This window comes from Comamonas endophytica (assembly GCF_023634805.2).
GTDB lineage: Bacteria > Pseudomonadota > Gammaproteobacteria > Burkholderiales > Burkholderiaceae_C > Comamonas > Comamonas endophytica.
In genome coordinates this window covers 45,815-62,900 of sequence record NZ_CP106882.1, presented here as the reverse complement: position 1 = coordinate 62,900, position 17,086 = coordinate 45,815, and the positions used below count along the sequence as shown (strand labels likewise).

Annotated in this window: 14 protein-coding genes and 1 pseudogene; 10 read left to right on the top strand and 5 right to left on the bottom strand. The window is 66.6% G+C overall.

Translation table 11 applies throughout. From position 1 onward, the window contains the following. The first annotated feature begins 59 nt into the window (after positions 1 to 59). The 3 genes from M9799_RS17200 to M9799_RS17190 all read left to right on the top strand — a co-directional run bounded on the left by M9799_RS17200 (position 60) and on the right by M9799_RS17190 (position 4,904). Complete coding sequence (locus M9799_RS17200; protein ID WP_250621348.1) at positions 60 to 560, top strand: nucleoside 2-deoxyribosyltransferase; 501 nt, start codon at positions 60 to 62, stop codon at positions 558 to 560. 309 nt (positions 561 to 869) lie between these two features. Beyond that, positions 870 to 2,420, top strand: a complete 1,551-nt coding sequence (locus tag M9799_RS17195) for a M28 family peptidase (protein ID WP_231044854.1) — start codon at positions 870 to 872, stop codon at positions 2,418 to 2,420. A 330-nt stretch (positions 2,421 to 2,750) separates the two neighbouring features. Next, the gene (locus tag M9799_RS17190) at positions 2,751 to 4,904 is read left to right on the top strand and encodes a putative bifunctional diguanylate cyclase/phosphodiesterase (RefSeq protein ID WP_231044853.1); all 2,154 of its coding nucleotides are present in this window, start codon (positions 2,751 to 2,753) and stop codon (positions 4,902 to 4,904) included. 2 nt (positions 4,905 to 4,906) lie between these two features. Here M9799_RS17190 and M9799_RS17185 read toward each other — a convergent pair whose 3' ends face one another. Further along, positions 4,907 to 5,377: a guanylate cyclase gene (locus M9799_RS17185; protein ID WP_231044852.1), complete on the bottom strand. Its 471-nt coding sequence runs from the start codon at positions 5,375 to 5,377 to the stop codon at positions 4,907 to 4,909. 93 nt (positions 5,378 to 5,470) lie between these two features. Then, entirely contained in the window at positions 5,471 to 6,526 is a 1,056-nt protein-coding gene (locus M9799_RS17180) for an extracellular catalytic domain type 1 short-chain-length polyhydroxyalkanoate depolymerase (RefSeq protein WP_231044851.1), read from the bottom strand. A gap of 274 nt (positions 6,527 to 6,800) precedes the next feature. On the opposite strand from M9799_RS17180, the gene gntA reads away from it, so the two are divergent. From gntA to M9799_RS20600, 6 genes are all read left to right on the top strand, one after another. Continuing rightward, positions 6,801 to 7,496: a guanitoxin biosynthesis heme-dependent pre-guanitoxin N-hydroxylase GntA gene (gene gntA, locus M9799_RS17175; RefSeq protein ID WP_231044850.1), complete on the top strand. Its 696-nt coding sequence runs from the start codon at positions 6,801 to 6,803 to the stop codon at positions 7,494 to 7,496. Beyond that, positions 7,489 to 8,103 carry a DUF1989 domain-containing protein gene (locus tag M9799_RS17170; RefSeq protein WP_231044849.1) on the top strand — a complete coding sequence of 205 codons (615 nt, stop codon included), beginning with the start codon at positions 7,489 to 7,491 and terminating at the stop codon, positions 8,101 to 8,103. Before gntA ends, M9799_RS17170 begins: the two co-directional genes overlap by 8 nt. 166 nt (positions 8,104 to 8,269) lie before the next feature. Then, positions 8,270 to 8,437 (top strand): hypothetical protein, encoded by a 168-nt coding sequence (locus tag M9799_RS17165; RefSeq protein WP_263726096.1) that lies wholly within the window; start codon positions 8,270 to 8,272, stop codon positions 8,435 to 8,437. 64 nt (positions 8,438 to 8,501) lie between these two features. Continuing rightward, positions 8,502 to 10,868, top strand: coding sequence for a glycosyltransferase (locus M9799_RS17160; RefSeq protein WP_231044848.1), 2,367 nt, complete (start codon positions 8,502 to 8,504; stop codon positions 10,866 to 10,868). A 29-nt stretch (positions 10,869 to 10,897) separates the two neighbouring features. After that, positions 10,898 to 12,049 (top strand): UDP-galactopyranose mutase, encoded by a 1,152-nt coding sequence (gene glf, locus M9799_RS17155; RefSeq protein ID WP_231044847.1) that lies wholly within the window; start codon positions 10,898 to 10,900, stop codon positions 12,047 to 12,049. Positions 12,050 to 12,359: 310 nt separating this feature from the next. Next, complete coding sequence (locus M9799_RS20600; protein WP_304505213.1) at positions 12,360 to 13,682, top strand: methyl-accepting chemotaxis protein; 1,323 nt, start codon at positions 12,360 to 12,362, stop codon at positions 13,680 to 13,682. Positions 13,683 to 13,732: 50 nt separating this feature from the next. Here the strand turns inward: M9799_RS20600 and M9799_RS17140 are convergent, their stop codons facing one another. Next, complete coding sequence (locus tag M9799_RS17140) at positions 13,733 to 13,960, bottom strand: hypothetical protein (RefSeq protein WP_231044846.1); 228 nt, start codon at positions 13,958 to 13,960, stop codon at positions 13,733 to 13,735. Between the two features lie 239 nt (positions 13,961 to 14,199). Here M9799_RS17140 and M9799_RS17135 point away from each other — a divergent pair, with 239 nt between their 5' ends. Further along, entirely contained in the window at positions 14,200 to 14,892 is a 693-nt protein-coding gene (locus tag M9799_RS17135; protein ID WP_231044845.1) for a glutathione S-transferase family protein, read from the top strand. An 18-nt stretch (positions 14,893 to 14,910) separates the two neighbouring features. On the opposite strand, the gene M9799_RS17130 is transcribed toward M9799_RS17135, so the two are convergent. Both M9799_RS17130 and M9799_RS17125 read right to left on the bottom strand, forming a co-directional pair. Beyond that, on the bottom strand, positions 14,911 to 15,942 hold the full coding sequence (locus tag M9799_RS17130; protein ID WP_231044844.1) for a M4 family metallopeptidase: 1,032 nt from the start codon (positions 15,940 to 15,942) through the stop codon (positions 14,911 to 14,913). Positions 15,943 to 16,150: 208 nt separating this feature from the next. Beyond that, positions 16,151 to 17,064 (bottom strand): annotated as a pseudogene (locus M9799_RS17125) (LysR family transcriptional regulator). Positions 17,065 to 17,086 lie beyond the last annotated feature (22 nt).

Here is a 17,086-nt window from a genome sequence, read left to right as displayed (position 1 = left end):
CCTAGCATGGACGGGGAGGCATTTGGCCATGCATATCGTTGTGAGGTGAGCGTATGTCCTTGAGCGTCTATCTTGCCGGACCCGAAGTGTTCTATCCCGATGCGCGCGCACATGGGCGGCGCATGCAGGCGGTCTGCAGCGAAGCCGGCTTCACCGGGCTGTTTCCGCTCGATGCACAGGCCGAGAGGCAATCGCTGGCCATCTATCAGGCCAACCGCCAGCTCATCGACCGAGCCGACGCGGTGGTCGCCAACCTGCGCGACTTTCGGGGTTTCGAACCCGACAGCGGCACGGTCTGGGAGGCCTCCTATGCGCTGGCCCGGGGCAAGCCGGTCGTGGGCTACTGCCCGACGCCGGCCACGATCGCGCAGCGGCTGCAGGCCAGCCCCCATGGCCAGTTGTTCGATGCGCAATGCGAGGTCGAGGATTTCGGCTTGCCGCTGAATCTGATGCTGGCCCATAGCCTCAGCGCCGTGGCCTTTGGCAGCGAGGATGGTTTCCTGGGCCTGAAGGCCGCACTGGCACGGTTACGTCAGTTGACACAGGAATTTAGCGGCTAAAACGAATGCGCGACGCCGGAACAGGCGCAGATCATGCACTGCGGATACCCGGCAGGCCGTCCGAAACATTCGGTAAATACGGCCTCCGATCGCAAGTGATTGATCCCCATCAAGCGCCCTTGACGAGGCGGACGCCCAACCTCGGCAAGGAGGTCCATCTCCTCTGGGCCGCACTCCCATGCAGCTTTGGAAGACTTGCAGCGCGCCTCATTCCCTGGCCCGCGCAGGGCTTGACAGGCGGGCAAGGTGATGCGCGTTGGCCGGCGCGGCAGGCTGCGATCATGCGGGCGCTTCAACCCGAGGAACCCCATGATCCACTTCAGCTCACCGCTCCCCATCCATGCGCGCCGCACGCACTGGTCCTTTTTCCTCCTGGCTGCGGCGACGCTGCAGCTGACAGGCTGTGGTGGGGACGACCCTCCAGGGGCCGCCTTCCCTACCGGCAATGACGCACCCGGGCTCGTGGCGCAAAAGTCCGCGCCTGCGCTCGAAGGCTTTGCCGCTGCCGGCATGGCGCCCCTGAACATCTGCGACACCCAGCCCAATGACACGCCGCAGCAGCTGCTGGAATGCGTGACGCTCGAGGGCGTGCGCGCGCACCAGGCCGAGCTGGCGAAGATTGCCCAGGCCCATGGGGGCACACGCCTGGCAGGCACGCCCGGCTACGATGCGTCGCTGGAATATGCCAGGCAGGTGCTGACGCAGGCGGGTTACCGCGTGACGGTCCAGCCCTTCGCGTTTCCGGTATCGCGCGTCGAGACCTCGGCCTTGCGCGCGCCGGGGCAGCTGGCGTCGCAATCGCTGCCGCACCGCGTGCCCGACTATGCGGGCAGCGCCGATCGCACCGCCCCGGCCAGCGCTCCTGCCGGCGCCGAGGGCTGCGAGGCCACCGATTTCCGGGGCTTCAGGCCAGGGGATATCGCGCTGATGCGCCGCGGTGGGTGCGATCTCGAGGACAAGGTGGCCGCCGCCGTGCAGGCCGGCGCCGCGGGCGCGGTCATCTACAGCCGCGACAATTCCCCGCCCGCGGGGGGGCTGTCCGCAGACACGCCGCAGGACTTTCCGGTGGTGCTGGTCACCCAGGATGTGGGCCGGCAACTACTCGAGCGTCCGCCCGGCAACCGCGCGCTGCATCTGCAGACCCGGACCTCGCGCAGCATGGCCACGACCTACAACCTGCTGGCCGAGTCCACCAGCGGCGACCCTGCGCATGTCACGATGGTGGGCGCCCATCTCGACTCGGTGCGCGCCGGCGGCGGCAACAACGACAATGGCTCGGGCGTGGCGGCGGTGCTGGAGACGGCGCGCCAGATGGCGCGGGTCAAGCCGCTGAACCAGTTGCGCTTTGCGCTGTGGGGCGCCGAGGAGCAGGGCCTGCTGGGCTCGCGCCACTATGTGCGCAATCTCGATGATGCCGAGCGTGCCAAGCTGGGGCTGTACCTCAATTTCGACATGATCGGCTCCCCCAACCCGATGTTCTATGTCTATGGCGGCGATGGGTCGGCCGGCCAGGAGGCCATCTCCAGCCCGCAGGCATCGGCGCGCATCGTCGACAGCTTCAGTGACTTCTACGCGGCGCGCCAACTCGCATCCAAGCGCATGAACTCCGGCGGCCGTTCGGACCACAAGCCCTTTGCCGACATCGGCGTGCCCTTCGGCGGCATCTTCACCGGCGCCGAGAGCATCAAGACCCAGCAGGAAGCCGACACCTGGGGCGGCACGGCCGGCGAGGCGCTCGATCCCTGCTACCACCGGGGCTGCGACAACCTGGCCAATGTCAACGAGGCGGCGCTTGACGTCAACGCCGATGCGGTCGCCCATGCGACGCTGTATTACGCCATGAACCGCCTCGAGCGTTGAGCAGCCTGCGCGGGCACGATGGGCCCGCGCACCCGCTTAGCCAGGGGCTTATGGCCTTCGCTGTCGCCAGCGCGCCAGGCCGGCCCGGCAATTGTTTCAATTTTTGCATTGCCGCGGCGGTCCGGCTCCATGCGAGAATTTTGTCCTCGCCATTGTCTGGGCTGTGTCCATGGAGCAATCTCAGTCAAGCCGGTTTACAGGCCGGTGTCTTGCCGTGCAGCGTTGCCGCGCCGGGCGTGCCATCCCGGCATCGCATGGTTCCTGCGCCCGGCACCGGCATGGCAGCGCCCGCTGCCAACCGCCCGCCTCCCACTGGAAACTTCCTCGCGAATGAATACGTTCATGCCCTCCGACCACAACCTGCTGGTGGTCGCAGCATCCTTTGCCATTGCCATGCTCGCCTCCTATGTCACGCTGGACCTGGCGCGGCGCGTGCGCAGCGCGCAGCGCCGCATGGGATTGGCGTGGTGGGGTGCGGGCTCGCTGGTCATGGGCACGGGGATCTGGTCCATGCACTTCCTGGGAATGCAGGCCTTCGAGCTGCCCATCGTCATCGGCTTTGCCAGCGGCCTGACGCTGCTGTCCTGGCTGGCGGCCGTGGGCGCGGCGGGCGTGGCGCTCGGCATTGCCAGCCGCAAGCATTTCGGGCCTCTGCAACTGGCGCTCGGGGCGCTGGTGATGGGCGCAGGCATCGCCGGCATGCACTACATCGGCATGGCCGCCATGAACATGGCGCCCGGCATTTTCTGGGACTGGAGGCTGGTGGCGCTGTCGGTGCTGATTGCGGTACTGGCCTCGGCCGCTGCGCTGATGCTGTTCAAGCTGCTGCGCCAGGTCAAGCCCGGCCAGCGCCTGGGCTACCAGCTGGCGGCCTCGTTCGTCATGGCCGTCGCCATCTGCGGCATGCACTACACCGGCATGGGTGCGGCGCATTTCGCGATGGGTTCGGTGTGCCTGAGCGCCGGCGAGCTCGGCGGCCCGGGCCTCACGGTGCTGGTGTTGATGGCCACCGGCATGCTGCTGATCAGCACGCTGTTCACCTCGATGCTCGATGCGCGGCTGCAAAGCACCGCCGAGCGCCTGACCGAATCGCTGAAGGAAAGCAACAACCGCCTCAAGGCGGCGAACGACGAACTGCAGCACCGCGCCTTTTCCGACCCGCTCACCGGGCTACCCAACCGCCTGCTGTTCGAGGACCGGCTGCGTCAGGCGCTGCTGCGCCTGGACCGCGCCAACCATGATGGGGTGGTGGACCGGCTGGCGGTGCTGTTCGTGGACCTCGATGGCTTCAAGCCCATCAACGATTCCTTTGGCCATGCAGCCGGCGACGTGATCCTGCGCTGCGCCGCCGACCGCCTGCGCCTGGAGGCCCGCGAAGGCGATACCGTGGCGCGCGTGGGCGGCGATGAATTCCTGCTGCTGCTGGAAAACGTCACCGACGAGGCGGCCTGCATCGGCGTGGCCAAGCGCGCGTTGACCGCGCTGTCGAAGCCCTTCGAACTCGCCGGCCGGCAGGTGCAGATTGCCTGCTCCATCGGCATTGCCATCCACCCGGGTCCTGGCGAGCGCAGCAAGCTGGTGGCCAACGCCGATGCCGCGATGTATGCCGCCAAGCGCGCCGGCGGCAGCTGCCATGTGCTGTTCGAGCCGCACATGGGCTCGGATGCCTCGGCACAGCTCGAGCTGCAGAACGACCTGCGCCACGCGCTCGAGCGTGGCGAGATGTCGCTGCACTACCAGCCCAAGATCGACGGCCAGGATGGCCAGGTCTGCGGGGTCGAGGCCCTGCTGCGCTGGTCGCACCCGCAGCACGGCATGGTGAGCCCGGCGGTCTTCATCGCGCTGGCCGAGCGCTTCGGCCTGATCGTGCAGCTGGGCAACTGGGTCATCGAGGAGGCCTGCCGCCAGATGGCCGAGTGGAAGCACAGCGGCATCGTCATCCGCGTGGCCATCAACATTTCCGCGCACCAGCTGCGCGACAACAGCCTGGTCACCCGCATCGAGCAGGCACTGGCGCGGCATGGCGTGCCGGCCTCGCAGCTGCTGTGCGAAATCACCGAAACCGTGGCCATGGAAGACATGCAGGCCACGCAGCGCACCTTCGACGGCCTGGCGCGCATTGGCGTGTTCCTTTCGATCGACGACTTCGGCTCGGGTTATTCCAGCCTGAACTATCTGCGCCAGCTGCCGGCGCGGCAGCTCAAGATCGATCGCAGCTTCGTCCACGACCTCGAGTTCAGCGAGGACGCGCGCTCGGTGGTCAACGCGGTGGTGAAGCTCGCGCACGCGCTGAACCTGGGGGTGGTGGCGGAAGGCGTGGAGACCGCGGGCCAGCGCGACATCCTGCTGGAGATGCAGTGCGATGAACTGCAGGGCTACTTCTTTGCGCGGCCGATGCCCGCGGATGCGCTGCTGGCCTGGTCGCTGGGCGAGCAGGGCAAGAGCCTGCTGGACAACGTCCCCCCGGTTGGATTGCTGCGCTGAGTTCAGGCGCCCGGGCGCAGCACGGGCTTGCCGAGATAGTCCGGCAGCAGCTTGGCCGCCTTGCTGAAGATCTCGAACTCCTCGTCGGCCAGCTCCAGGGCCCGTTCGTCGAAATGACAGATGGTGCCGTAGAGGCCTCCCTGGCCATCGGCCAGCGGCAGGCCGATATAGGAGCGCAGCACGCCCTGGTACTTGTGGCCGTCGAGGCTGGACTCGTGCGTGGAATCGGCGGTCCTGAACACGCCGTCGCGCATGGTGAGATGGCAGAAGCTGTCCGTCAGCGGCACCACCTGCAGGAATTCGGGAATGATCTCGCCGCGCTTGTCGTGCAGGAAGATGTTGTGCAGTGCACCCTCTTGCAGGCGGAAGATGCCAGTGTAGCGGTGCGGAACGCGGGAATTGAGGAAATCGAGGCCGGCCGGGCCCTGGGTTTCAAGAAGGAGCCGGTACTCCTGGAGGGTCGGGGATTGCATAGACCCACAGAATACGCCAAATCACTTGCGCTTGGGATCCTTTTCGGCCACAGCGCAGCGCAGGCTGCAGCCTGCCGGGCCCGCGGCAGGCGCTCAGCTGGCCCTGGAATGCTCCAGGAAGAAACGCAGCATCTGCGCCGTGGCGTCGACCCCGTCGGCATCGGTATAGCTCGCGTCCATATCGCCGCCCGACCAGGCATGCCCGGCGCCATGCAACTGCCAGTATTCGGCCAGGGTGCGGCCATCGGCGTCGCGGTAGACGCTGTGGCTGTAGCGCCGGCCCCGGTCCGTGCGCCCTTCGAGCGGCTGCACGCCGCTGCCGGCCAGGCTGCGGGCCCTGAGGGCCGCATCGATGATGGCCGCGCCGTTGCTGATGTGCACGGTGCTGTCGGCATCGCCATGGAAGACGATGGTGGGCGGAGCGGCAACCGGCGTGGTCGCTCCCCATGCGCCCGGCGCGCCGCTGCGCATGGCGGCAAGCGCCGACATGACATCATTGGCACTGCCTCGCGGCAGGCCCGAATGCACGCCCACGGCGGCGAAGATATCCGGATAGGTCGCGCCCAGGATGTCGGCCATGGCCCCGCCCGCGGACAACCCCGCCACATAGATGCGCGCGAAGTCCACCCGGTGCTCGGCCGCCATGGCCAGGGTCAGCGCCGCCAGCACGGCGGGCTCGCCGCGGCCGCGCTGCTGGTGCTGCGGATGGAACCAGTTCCAGCATTTGCGCGGATTGGCGCGTTGGCTCTGTTCGGGGTAGAGCACCACCGCGCCCAGCGCCCGGGCCTGGGCATTCATGCGGGTGCCGGCGGCGAAGTCCGCCGCGTCCTGCGTGCAGCCATGCAGCATGACGACCATCGGCCGCGCGGCAGCGCCTGCCCGGGGGGGCACGTAAAGCCGGTAATCCAGCGTGCGGCCGCGGTGCGTGAAGCTGCCCGCGAGCCATTGCTCCTGTGTCTGCCCGGGCGTCTCCGTGCGCTCGCGCAGCTGCAGCAATGCGCTGGCATCTTCAGGCAGCCAACGCACCGCGCCAGGCGCGCTCACGGGGCCGCCGGTCATGTCCCGGACTGCCGGGGCGGCGGCATAGCGCAGGCTTTTGCGCGTCCACTGGCTGGCCTGCGCGCGCATTTTCTGAAGCAGATGGTTCACAGATTCTTTCGTTGGCGCCGGGGACGAAGGGGCCGGCAGGGCAGCATCCGGGTGCTTCATGCAATGTCGCCGACATCATAATGCTGCACTGCAACATTTGTCCCCGACCACAGGTAGGCATGGTCCTACTGGCAGGCGCTGCGTGTGCGGCGAGCGCGGCTCCGAGCCTGTGGGCCCGGCAGGAGCAGGCCTACATTTTTGGAGCTCGACCTCCCACGGTGGAGCCGGCCCTGGACGCACTGGACCTGCCGGAGTATGGGCTTACCTTAGGTTCATGCGAGCCCAAATCAAACCCACCGACCTCCCCAGCTCCGCCCCTGGGCAGCTGGTGCGGGACTTCATCGCGAACCCCAGCTTTCCCTGCGTGGGGGCCAAGTCCGCGCTCAACAAGGGGCGCCTGCAACTGCAGGAGTTCGGCGCGCTGGGCGATCCCGCTTTCACGCCCGCACTGCACGCCGCGCTGCTGCGGTATTCGCAGGACCACCCGGCGCCGGGCATGGTTCCCGTGACCTTCATTGCCGCCTTCGAGCGCGAACTGCTGGACGAGCACAGCTTCGAGCAGCGGCTGTGGCGCCAGCTCCAGGCACTGCACGAGCACGATTGCGCGCACGGCATTGCCTGGTCGCCCGAAGTCACCGATGATCCCGAGCGCAACGAGTTCTCGTTCAGCGTCGGCGGGCGGGCGTTCTTCGTGGTGGGGATGCACCCGGGTGCCTCGCGGCTTGCGCGGCGCGCGCCCATACCCTGCCTAGTGTTCAACTTCCACGAGCAGTTCGAGCTGCTCAAGCACAGCGGCAAGTACACCGGCATGCAGGATGCGATCCGCAAGCGCGATATCGCGCTGCAGGGCTCCATCAATCCGGTGCTGGCGCGCTTTGGCGAGTCTTCGGAAGCGCGCCAGTATTCCGGACGCGCCGTGGAAGCCGGTTGGCAGTGTCCTTTTCATTCGAAAGCCAAGCAAGATGCATGAAGTCAGCAGCGCAGTCAGCAACATCACGCGCATTCCGCCCCAATCCGGCGTCGCCTTCCGGCTGCGTGCCGGCGAGATCCTGCGCATCTGCGATCCGATGGGCGAGCAGGTGGCGGATCTGTTTGCATTCAAGGACGGCGAGCATGCATGCAGCCTGTCCTCCGGCCGCAGCATCGACTACGCGTCGAAGATCTACCTGAGCACGGGTGACCCGCTCTACTCCAACGACAGCCGGGTGATGTTCCGCATCCTCGAGGACCAGGTGGGCCGCCATGATTTCCTGCTCACTCCCTGCAGCCAGGAGATGTTCGAGATTCTCTACAAGCACCAGGGCCACCACCCGAGCTGCTTCGAGAACCTGTACCGCGCGCTGGCCCCCTTCGGCATCCGGCCCGAGCAGATCGGCACCACCTTCAATGTGTTCATGAACGTCGTGGTCGCACCCGACGGCACCGTGGCCGTGAAGGCGCCTACCTCCAGGGCCGGCCAGTACATCGAGCTGCGCGCGGAAATGGACCTGGTCTGCGGCCTGACTTCGTGCTCCGCGGAAAACTCCAACAACGGCAGCTTCAAGCCCATCGACTACGAGATCATCTCCGGGCGTTGAGGGGTTGGCGCGCAGAGAGACAGGCGTCTTGCGGCAGGCGCATGCAGGCGCTTTGCTGTAGGAGGGATGCAGCTTCCGCCTACACGGCTGCCGGGCCTTTGGGGACACGATAGCTGAGCACGGATTGTGCTTGGCTTGTCGCCACTCCTTCTCCCCAGGAATGTTCATGTTCTCTCTCCAAGAGGCTTCGCGCCTGCTGAATCCGACCCGCTGGCATGCCGGTGCGTCGGGCAATGCGCGCGCCGGTCGATGCCCGGCGGCCTGCGGGATCCCGTCCGGGTTGCTGGATGGCGGCACCAACCTGCTTCGCGGCGCTGCGTATGCACAGCGCTAGTCTCCTCGCTGCCGAGACAGGTTCCCAGAGCCGCCAGCACGCCCCTCTTTTCAACAGCTTCTGGATGGGGGGCTTCGAAGGCGCAGACCACCGCAATGGCCATGGCCACCCGCTGGACACCAATCAGCGCAATGGCCACCGCGCCCGCCTGGACGAAGACTACGCGGCATTGGCGCACATGGGCATCCGCGTGGTGCGCGAAAGCATCGGCTGGCGGCTGTTCGACGAAGGCGGCGCCTGGAGCATGCCGGCCCTGCGAGAACAGGCCCGGCTCGCGGCCCGTCATGGCATCCAGGTCATCTGGTCGCTGATGCATTACGGCTGGCCGCAGCGCCTGGATCCGTTCGAGCGTCCCGAGGAATTCATAGCGGCCTTTGCCGAGCATTGCGAGACCGTGGCCGCAATGCTGGCCGAGGTGCACGGTCCGGCTGCCGTCTACCAGCCGATCAACGAAATCTCCTTCCTGGCCTGGGCCGCAGGGCACACCGGGCTGATCCACCCCTATGTGCCGGGCGGGCCCGAGCGCGGCGCGCAGCTCAAGCGCGTGCTGGTGCGCGCCACGCTGCGCGCCATCGACGCGATCTGGCGCGTGGCGCCGGGCGCGCGCATCGTGCACACCGATCCCGCAATCCATGTCGAGGCGCCGCTGGGTGCGGGCCCGGGCGTCTGCGCGGCCGCGGCGCGCGAAGCCGAGGGCCAGTTCGAGGCCTGGGACATGATTTGCGGCCTCAAGGCCTCCGAGCTGGGCGGCGCGCCGCGCTACCTCGATGTGCTGGGCATCAACTACTACCACGACAACCAGTGGGAGCATGGTTCCGGCGCGCGCCTGCACTGGCATCTGCAGGACCGGCGCCGGCGTCCCTTCCATCGGCTGGCCGCGGCGCTCTGGCAGCGCTACCAGCGACCGCTGTGCATCAGCGAAACCGGCCATGTGGGCGAGGGCCGTGCGCAGTGGCTCGACGACATCGCCGGCGAGGTGGCGCAATGCCATGCGCAGGGCATCCCGCTGCTGGGCCTGTGCCTGTACCCGCTCATTGACCGGCCCGACTGGCAAGACTTCGATCACTGGCATCACGCCGGTCTGTGGGACGTACCCGGCGCCGATGCCGGGGACCTCACGCGCCGGCTGTGCCAACCCTATGCCGAGCGCCTGCAGCACTGGCTGCAGGCCTTTGGTGACCATGCGCTTCGTTTTTCTCCACCCTTCCTTGGTACCGCCATGAAAAGCATTGTTGTCTTCTCTCATCTTCGCTGGGATTTCGTGTACCAACGCCCGCAGCAGCTGATGTCGCGCCTTGCCGGCCAGCATCCGATCCTGTTCGTCGAGGAGCCCATCGTCGGCGCCGAGCGTACCTGGCTCGAGCGCTACAGCCCCTGCGCCGGCGTGCAGGTGCTGCGCATGCACGTGCCCGGCAATGCGCCCGGCTTTGCCGACATGCACATGGACCGCATGCGCGGCATGCTGCAGCAGTATCTCGACGACCATGGCATCGACCAGTACCTGCTGTGGTTCTACACCCCGATGGCGCTGCCGCTGGCGCGCGATCTCACGCCGCTGGGCCGCATCTACGACTGCATGGACGAGCTGTCGGCGTTCGATTTCGCGCCCCCGGCGCTGATCGAGCGCGAGGAGCAGCTGTTCCGCGAGGTGGATCTGGTGTTCACCGGCGGGCGCAGCCTCTACGAATCCAAGCGCACGCGGCATGGCGACGTGCATTGCTTCCCGAGCAGTGTGGACCACGCGCATTTCGGCCGCAGCGGCGTGCCCAGCCACCCCGACCAGGCCCACATCGCCGGCCCGCGCCTTGGCTACTATGGCGTGATCGACGAGCGGCTGGACCTGGACCTGGTCGGCGCGCTGGCCGATGCACATCCCGACTGGCAGATCGTGATGGTCGGCCCGGTGGTGAAGATCGACGCCGCACGCCTGCCGCAGCGCCCGAACCTGCACTGGATGGGCCAGCGGCGCTACGACGAGCTGCCTTCCTTCCTCTCCGGCTGGGATGTATGCCTGATGCCCTTCGCGCTCAACGCATCGACGCGCTTCATCAGCCCGACCAAGACGCTGGAATACCTGGCGGCGGGCAAGCCCGTGGTCAGCACGCCGGTGCGCGATGTGGCGCAGCAGTATGCGGACGTGGTGCCCATCGCCGCCTCGCCGGCGGAATTCGTCGCCGCCTGCGAAGGCATCCTGGCGCGCTCGCCCGCAGAGCAGGCGCAGTTCCAGGAACTTGCGGCCCAGGTCGTGGCGTCCACCTCGTGGGACCGAACCGCAACAGCCATGCAGGTGCTGCTCGAGCGCTTCGACGCCATCGAAGAAGCGATCGAGGCCGACGAAGCATTGGCCGTCAACACGCCGCTGCCGAGGCCGGTCCAGGTTCCGGCATGGGCGGCCACTGCCCAGCTGTCGCCCTCGCTGCCCGTGGCCTGATTCCTTTCATTCTTTCAGAGAAAGCCTTCATGGCCCATATCGCAATCGTCGGCGCCGGTTTTTCCGGCGCCGTGCTGGCCCAGGAATTGGGCCGTGCAGGTCACCAGGTCGAGGTGTTCGACACCCGCGCGCATGTGGCGGGCAACTGCCACACCGCGCGCGACGACAAGACCGGGGTGATGCTGCATACCTACGGGCCGCACATCTTCCACACCAGCAACCAGCGGGTGTGGGACTACATCCAGCAGTTCGGCACCTTCGTGCCCTTCATCAACCGCGTCAAGGCCATCACCGGCGGGCGGGTGTACTCGCTGCCGCTGAACCTGCTGACCATCAACCAGTTTCTCGGCCGCACCTTCTCGCCCGCCCAGGCCAAGGCCTTCTTCGACGAGATCGCCCAGCAGGGCGGCGCCGAGCCGGCGAATTTCGAGGAACAGGCACTGTCGCTGATGGGGCGCGACCTCTACGAGGCGTTCTTCAAGAACTACACCATCAAGCAATGGGGCATGTCGCCGACGCAGCTGCCGGCCAGCATCCTCAAGCGCCTGCCGATGCGCTTCAACTACGACGACAACTACTACGCAAGCCAGTACCAGGGCATCCCGCGCGACGGCTACACGGCCATCGTCGAGAACCTGCTGGACCTGCCGAACGTGACGCTGCAGCTGGGCACGCGCTTCGAGCGCTCGCTGGCCTCGGGCTATGACCATGTGTTTTGCAGCGGCCCCATCGATGCCTGGTTCGGCTGCGACGAGGGCCGGCTTGGCTACCGCACGCTGGACTTCGTGCGCGAGGACCACACGGGCGACTACCAGGGGAATGCGGTCATCAACTACTGCGACCTGTCCGTGCCCTGGACGCGCATTTCCGAGCACAAGCACTTCGCGCCCTGGGAACAACACGCCGACACCGTGATCTTCAAGGAATACAGCCGCCTGTGCGAGGAAAACGATACGCCTTACTACCCGATCCGCCTGGTGGCGGAGAAGGCGCTGCTGGCGCAATACGTGCAGCGCGCGCAGCTCGAGCGCAACGTGACCTTCGTCGGCCGGCTGGGCACCTACCGCTACATCGACATGCACGTGACGATTGCCGAGGCGCTGGACGTGGCCGAGCAATACCAGCAGAGCCTGGCAAGTGGCAAGCCGCTGGGCAGCTTCGTCATGGATCCGTTGGGCTGAAAACCCCAGGCGGGCCGGGATTGCCTGTTTTTTAGGCGCGCCCGGCAAACCCAGCACTGGCGCCACTTTGGCGAGTTATTCCGGCAGTTATGCACAAGCTTGGACCCGTGCCGTGGGGATAAGACGGCAGGGCTCCAGGCTTCGATCCGCACATCGCCCAAGGCATGCCGATGGCAGGCTGCGTCCGCGAACCGTTCCACCAACGCTTGACACCGACAGGCATGCGCCGCGCACCGGGAGGGATGCGCAGGTTGGAGCGCCGCGGCCCGGACACCACTAACAGAACATTAAAACCATAACCATTCACCGCATGCTGTCCCTATTCAACACCCTGGGCTTTGGCTTGGCGGATCGCCAGCTCAAGGCGCTCTACAGGAACCAGGCCGTCATCGAGTTCGATGCGTCCGGCCATGTTCTCTTCGCCAATGCCCATTTCCTGCGCCTGATGGGCTACACGAAGGAGGAGCTGCTGCAAAAGCACCACCGCATCTTCCTGGACCTCGACGGCCACGATGAATCCGAGTACCGGGACTTCTGGGAGCGTCTGCGCCGCGGCGAGTCGTTCGTGGGTCGCTGCAAGCGCGTCAAGAACTCGGGTGAAGTGGTCTGGCTGCAGGCCAACTACTGCCCGGTCGTGGATGGCCAGGGCCGTGTGCGCAAGGTGGTCAAGTACGCGATGGATGTGACGCCCGAGGTGCGCAGCAGCGTCGAGGCCGCAAGCCAGCTGGCGGCCGTGGGGCGTTCGCAGGCCGTGATCGAATTCACGCTTGACGGCCATATCCTGTGCTGCAACCGCAATTTCCTCGATGCCATGGGCTATGCATCGGATCGGGAACTGGTGGGGCAGCACCACTCGATGTTCGTCGACCCTGCCGAAGCCCGCAGCCCCGCATATGCAGCCTTCTGGCACAGCCTGGCGCAGGGGCAATACCAGAAGGGGCAGTTCCGGCGCATCTCGCGCTCCGGCGCGGATGTGTGGATCGAAGCCAACTACAACCCGGTGTTCGACCAGCGCGGCCAGCCCTTCAAGGTGGTCAAGTACGCCACCGACATCACGACGCGCTTCGAGGCCACCCGGCTGGTGCAAGCGGCATTCGAGCAGCTGCAGCAACTGGTGCAGGAGAATGCGGCCCGCGCCGACGATGCCAGCCACCAGGCGCGCCAGGTCGTCGACGTGGCCAATGGCGGCAGCAATGCAGTGGAATCGGCGATGCAGGCCATGCAGCAGATCCGCAAGAGTTCGGGGCGCATCGGCGAGATGGTTGGCCTGATCGAAGGCATTGCCTTCCAGACCAATCTCCTGGCGCTGAATGCCGCGGTGGAGGCCGCGCGCGCCGGCGAGCACGGCCGCGGCTTTGCCGTCGTGGCCAGCGAAGTGCGCAACCTCGCGGGCCGCAGTGCCGAAGCCGCCAAGGAAATCAAGAGCGTCATCGTGTCGTCTTCGGACAGCGTGCAGCACGGCTACGACCGGGTGCACGATTCAGGCACGATGATGGTGCAGATGAAGCAGGCGGCCCAGCGTGCCAACGCGGTGATGGAAGAGATCGCCCACGCGAGCAAACTGCAGCACCAGAACCTGGGTGTGGTCAACCATGCGATCACCCGGCTCGAGCATGCAGTGGTCAGCGGCTGATGGCGGCAGGCGCCGCGCAGCTGGAAAGAAACCTGCCGCCAGCCACCGCTTCAATTGCCCAGGGAGCCGCCGGGCTGGCGTGCCAGGCGGCACCTGCGCAGCGCAAGCAACGCGTGGCCGTCGGGGGTGAGGCTGTGGATGACGGCATCGGCCGGCGCAAGCAGCGTGCCGGCGACCAGGCCATCACGGCGCAGGTCCTCGAAGGCGCTGATATCTTCGGGAAGATGCAGATGCAAAGGCTGCGTGGCGGAGGCCACCTCGAGAAGGCGGTACTTCATACTTCGCTTTCCTTGGCTGTGTAGAGAACAGCGGGAACTGAAAGTCAAAAGCGTGTGCTACGGCGCCTAGACAATGGACCTCACGATACGCGATCGCTCCGGAAATGCAAGCATTTCCTATGTATCACCTACAGCTCTTGTAGGCTTTGACTTACAAGTCGCGGCAGTGGCCGGTTTCGATCATGTGATAGGCCTGACCTCGGCATGGTCCGGCGCCACTGCATACCCCTGGAGCCCCGATGACCCTGACCATCCACCATCTGCAAACCTCCCGCTCCCAGCGCATCCTGTGGCTGCTGGAAGAGCTGGGCGTGCCCTACGAGCTGCGCGTCTACCAGCGCGACCCCAGGACCCGCCTGGCGCCGGCCGAGCTCAAGGCCGTCCATCCTCTGGGCAAGTCGCCGGTCATCACCGACGGCGCCGCGGTGGTGGCCGAATCCGGAGCGATCATCGAATACCTGGCTGAGACCCATGGCGCGCAGACGCCCGCGGAGCTTTCCCATCTCGAGCCCGCGCGCGGCACACCCGAACATCGGCAGTGCCGGTTCTGGATGCATTACGCCGAGGGCTCGTTGATGAACTGGCTGGTCATGAAGCTGGTGTTCGACACCATACCGCACCAGCCCATGCCGTTTTTCGTGCGTCCGGTGGCGCGCGCGCTGTGCGCCAAGGTGCAGCAAAGGCTCATCGGTCCGAACGTGCAGACCGCGCTGGCTTTCATGGAGGCGCATCTGGCGCGGCACCGCTGGTTTGCCGGCGAGCACCTGACCATGGCCGATTTCCAGATGAGCTTTGCCGTCGAGGCCGCCTTGATGCGCAGCGGCAACGAGGCCGCCTGGCCGCACCTGCTGGCCTACCGCCAGCGCATGCGCGAGCGGCCGGCCTACCAGCGCGCGCTGCAAAAGGGCGGGCCGGTGGTGATGGGACGGTGAGACCCGCGGCGCACCGCCTCAAAGCCCCACCTTCTTCCAGCCCGCGTCCACCGCGGCTTCCGCCAGCGAGTCCTTGCCGAACAAATCCGCTGCCTGTTCCCGGGTCTTGGCCGCGAACTGCGCCATGCCCATGCGCGGGGCCAGGCCGGTCTTGGCCATCGCCTGATACCAGATCCTGCCGATGTTCTCCCAGCTGTTGCCGCCGACGAGCTTGCAGGCGGTGCAGAAGGCCAGGTTCGGCGGCCCGCTGCCGCTGTGCGGGTGCTGGCCGGGCTTCAACTGCCCGTAGTGCGTGGGCTGGGGCGCCAGGCAGTGCTTGGCATCTGGCTCGCACATGTCGCGCATGCAGGTGTAGCCGCGCTCGCGCGTGCGTGGGCCGATGATGTCGCTGCCGACCAGCCAGTCGGCGCGCTTGGCATCGTGGTTGAGGCGCCATTGGCGGAACATCGTGCCGAAGCAGTCGGACAGGCTCTCGTTGAGCCCGCCGGGTTCGTCGTCGTATTCGAGCTGCAGCGTGTATTGCGTGAGGCCATGCGCCAGTTCGTGCCCGATCACGTCGATGCCCGAAGCGAAGCTCAGGAACAGCTCGCCGTCGCCGTCGCCATAGATCATCTGCAGCCCGTTCCACATGGCGTTGTTGTATTTCTTGCCATAGTGCACCGCCGACATCAGCGTCATTCCCGCGTTGTCGATCGAGTTGCGCGCGAACACCTCGCGCAGGAAGGTGCCCATCAGGTCGGTTTCGCTGTGGGTGCGCTGCACCGTGGGATCCTTCGAATTGGCCGGGTCCTTGATCTGCAGGCCGGGCAGGCTCACGGTCTGCCGGCAGTCGAACAGCGTCACTTCGGGATTGCTGGTGAGCTCCGCCATCCACTGGTTTTCCATCAGGAATCCGGCAAGCCGGATGTTCTGCTTGCGGATGTCGCAAAAATGCTGGGTCAGGCGCGCGGTATATGCGACACGCTCACAGGTCTCCTTGGAAAGCGTCTGGTCGCTGGCCAGGCGGTCGAGCACATAGTCCGGGACGAAGCGGCATGGGCATCGGTGCATGTTGGACCTCCCATGGCATGGGACGGGCACGCTAGCCGGATGGAGAAATCGGCGCAGACCAGGGCTAGCGCCTTCTGCGCTTTTGCGCACCGCGGCAACGGCGCGCAATACATTCCTGATGGTAGACCGCGGCATCCAGGCGCCGCGCGATAGGCCCTGCCGCGGCGGATGGTTTGCCAGCCATGGCGATGGCCGCCTGCTCTTTCACTCAGGCCGTCGCCACATCCAGCCCCGTGTCGGCGTGGAGCAGCTCGACGAAGGTCTGCACGCAGGCATCGCTTTCCTTGCTGCGCACTGCTGCCAGGATGCACGATCGGCCGCCCTGGCCCGCCAGTGGACGAAAGTGCACGCCGGCCGGGCGGATGCCGCAGTAGCTGCTGGGGACGATCGATACCCCGATGTGGGCGGCCACCAGGGCCAGCGTGGTGGCGGTCTCGCTGCTTTCCTGGGCTATCTGCGGCGTGAATCCGGCGCGGCTGGTGAGCAGCGCGATATGCTCCGACAGGCCGCAGCCCAGCGTCGGCGGCTGCAGCACGAAGGGCTCGCCGGCCAGCTCCTGCAGCGCGATGGGCGCCATGTCCTGGCCCGCGAGCGGATGGCTGGCCGCCATTGCGACCACCAGCTCGTCGCGCCAGAGCTCGCGCGCAGCGCCTCGGGCGTGCGCAGATGCGGGGAGGGGCGCAGCAGGCCGACATCGATCTCGCCCTGCAGCAGCGCTTCGAGCTGCTCGCCGGTGGACAGGTGGCGCAAGACCACCTCGATATGCGGATAGGCCTGGCGAAAGCCCTGCAGCAACTGCGGAAAGCCCGGGAACAGCGGCACCGAAGCGGTGAATGCCAGGCGGATGCGACCGGCCACGCCGGAATGCGCCATCTGCGCCTGGCGCCTGGCCAGCGCGTATTGCTCGGTGATGCGCAAGGCGTGCGCCAGGAACACCCGGCCCGCCTGGGTCAGCGCCACCGAACGCCGCGAACGCTCGAGCAGCAGCACGCCCAGCTCGGCCTCCAGCGCCTGGATCTGCTGGCTCAGCGGCGGCTGGCTGATGTGCAGGCGCTCGGCGGCGCGGCTGAAGTTCAGTTCCTGGGCCACGGCAATGAAGTAATTGAGACGGCGCAGATCCATTGAGATGAAAAACCTATCAATT

Excerpts from the sequence above, each read along its gene's own strand:
- M9799_RS20600 (WP_304505213.1), top strand. The coding sequence starts at position 12,360 with ATGCTGTCCCTATTCAACACCCTGGGCTTTGGCTTGGCGGATCGCCAG.
- M9799_RS17190 (WP_231044853.1), top strand. The coding sequence starts at position 2,751 with ATGAATACGTTCATGCCCTCCGACCACAACCTGCTGGTGGTCGCAGCA.
- glf (WP_231044847.1), top strand. The coding sequence starts at position 10,898 with ATGGCCCATATCGCAATCGTCGGCGCCGGTTTTTCCGGCGCCGTGCTG.
- M9799_RS17160 (WP_231044848.1), top strand. The coding sequence starts at position 8,502 with ATGGGGGGCTTCGAAGGCGCAGACCACCGCAATGGCCATGGCCACCCG.
- M9799_RS17140 (WP_231044846.1), bottom strand. The coding sequence starts at position 13,960 with ATGAAGTACCGCCTTCTCGAGGTGGCCTCCGCCACGCAGCCTTTGCAT.
- gntA (WP_231044850.1), top strand. The coding sequence starts at position 6,801 with ATGCGAGCCCAAATCAAACCCACCGACCTCCCCAGCTCCGCCCCTGGG.
- M9799_RS17130 (WP_231044844.1), bottom strand. The coding sequence starts at position 15,942 with ATGCACCGATGCCCATGCCGCTTCGTCCCGGACTATGTGCTCGACCGC.
- M9799_RS17185 (WP_231044852.1), bottom strand. The coding sequence starts at position 5,377 with ATGCAATCCCCGACCCTCCAGGAGTACCGGCTCCTTCTTGAAACCCAG.
- M9799_RS17135 (WP_231044845.1), top strand. The coding sequence starts at position 14,200 with ATGACCCTGACCATCCACCATCTGCAAACCTCCCGCTCCCAGCGCATC.
- M9799_RS17170 (WP_231044849.1), top strand. The coding sequence starts at position 7,489 with ATGCATGAAGTCAGCAGCGCAGTCAGCAACATCACGCGCATTCCGCCC.
- M9799_RS17195 (WP_231044854.1), top strand. The coding sequence starts at position 870 with ATGATCCACTTCAGCTCACCGCTCCCCATCCATGCGCGCCGCACGCAC.
- M9799_RS17165 (WP_263726096.1), top strand. The coding sequence starts at position 8,270 with ATGTTCTCTCTCCAAGAGGCTTCGCGCCTGCTGAATCCGACCCGCTGG.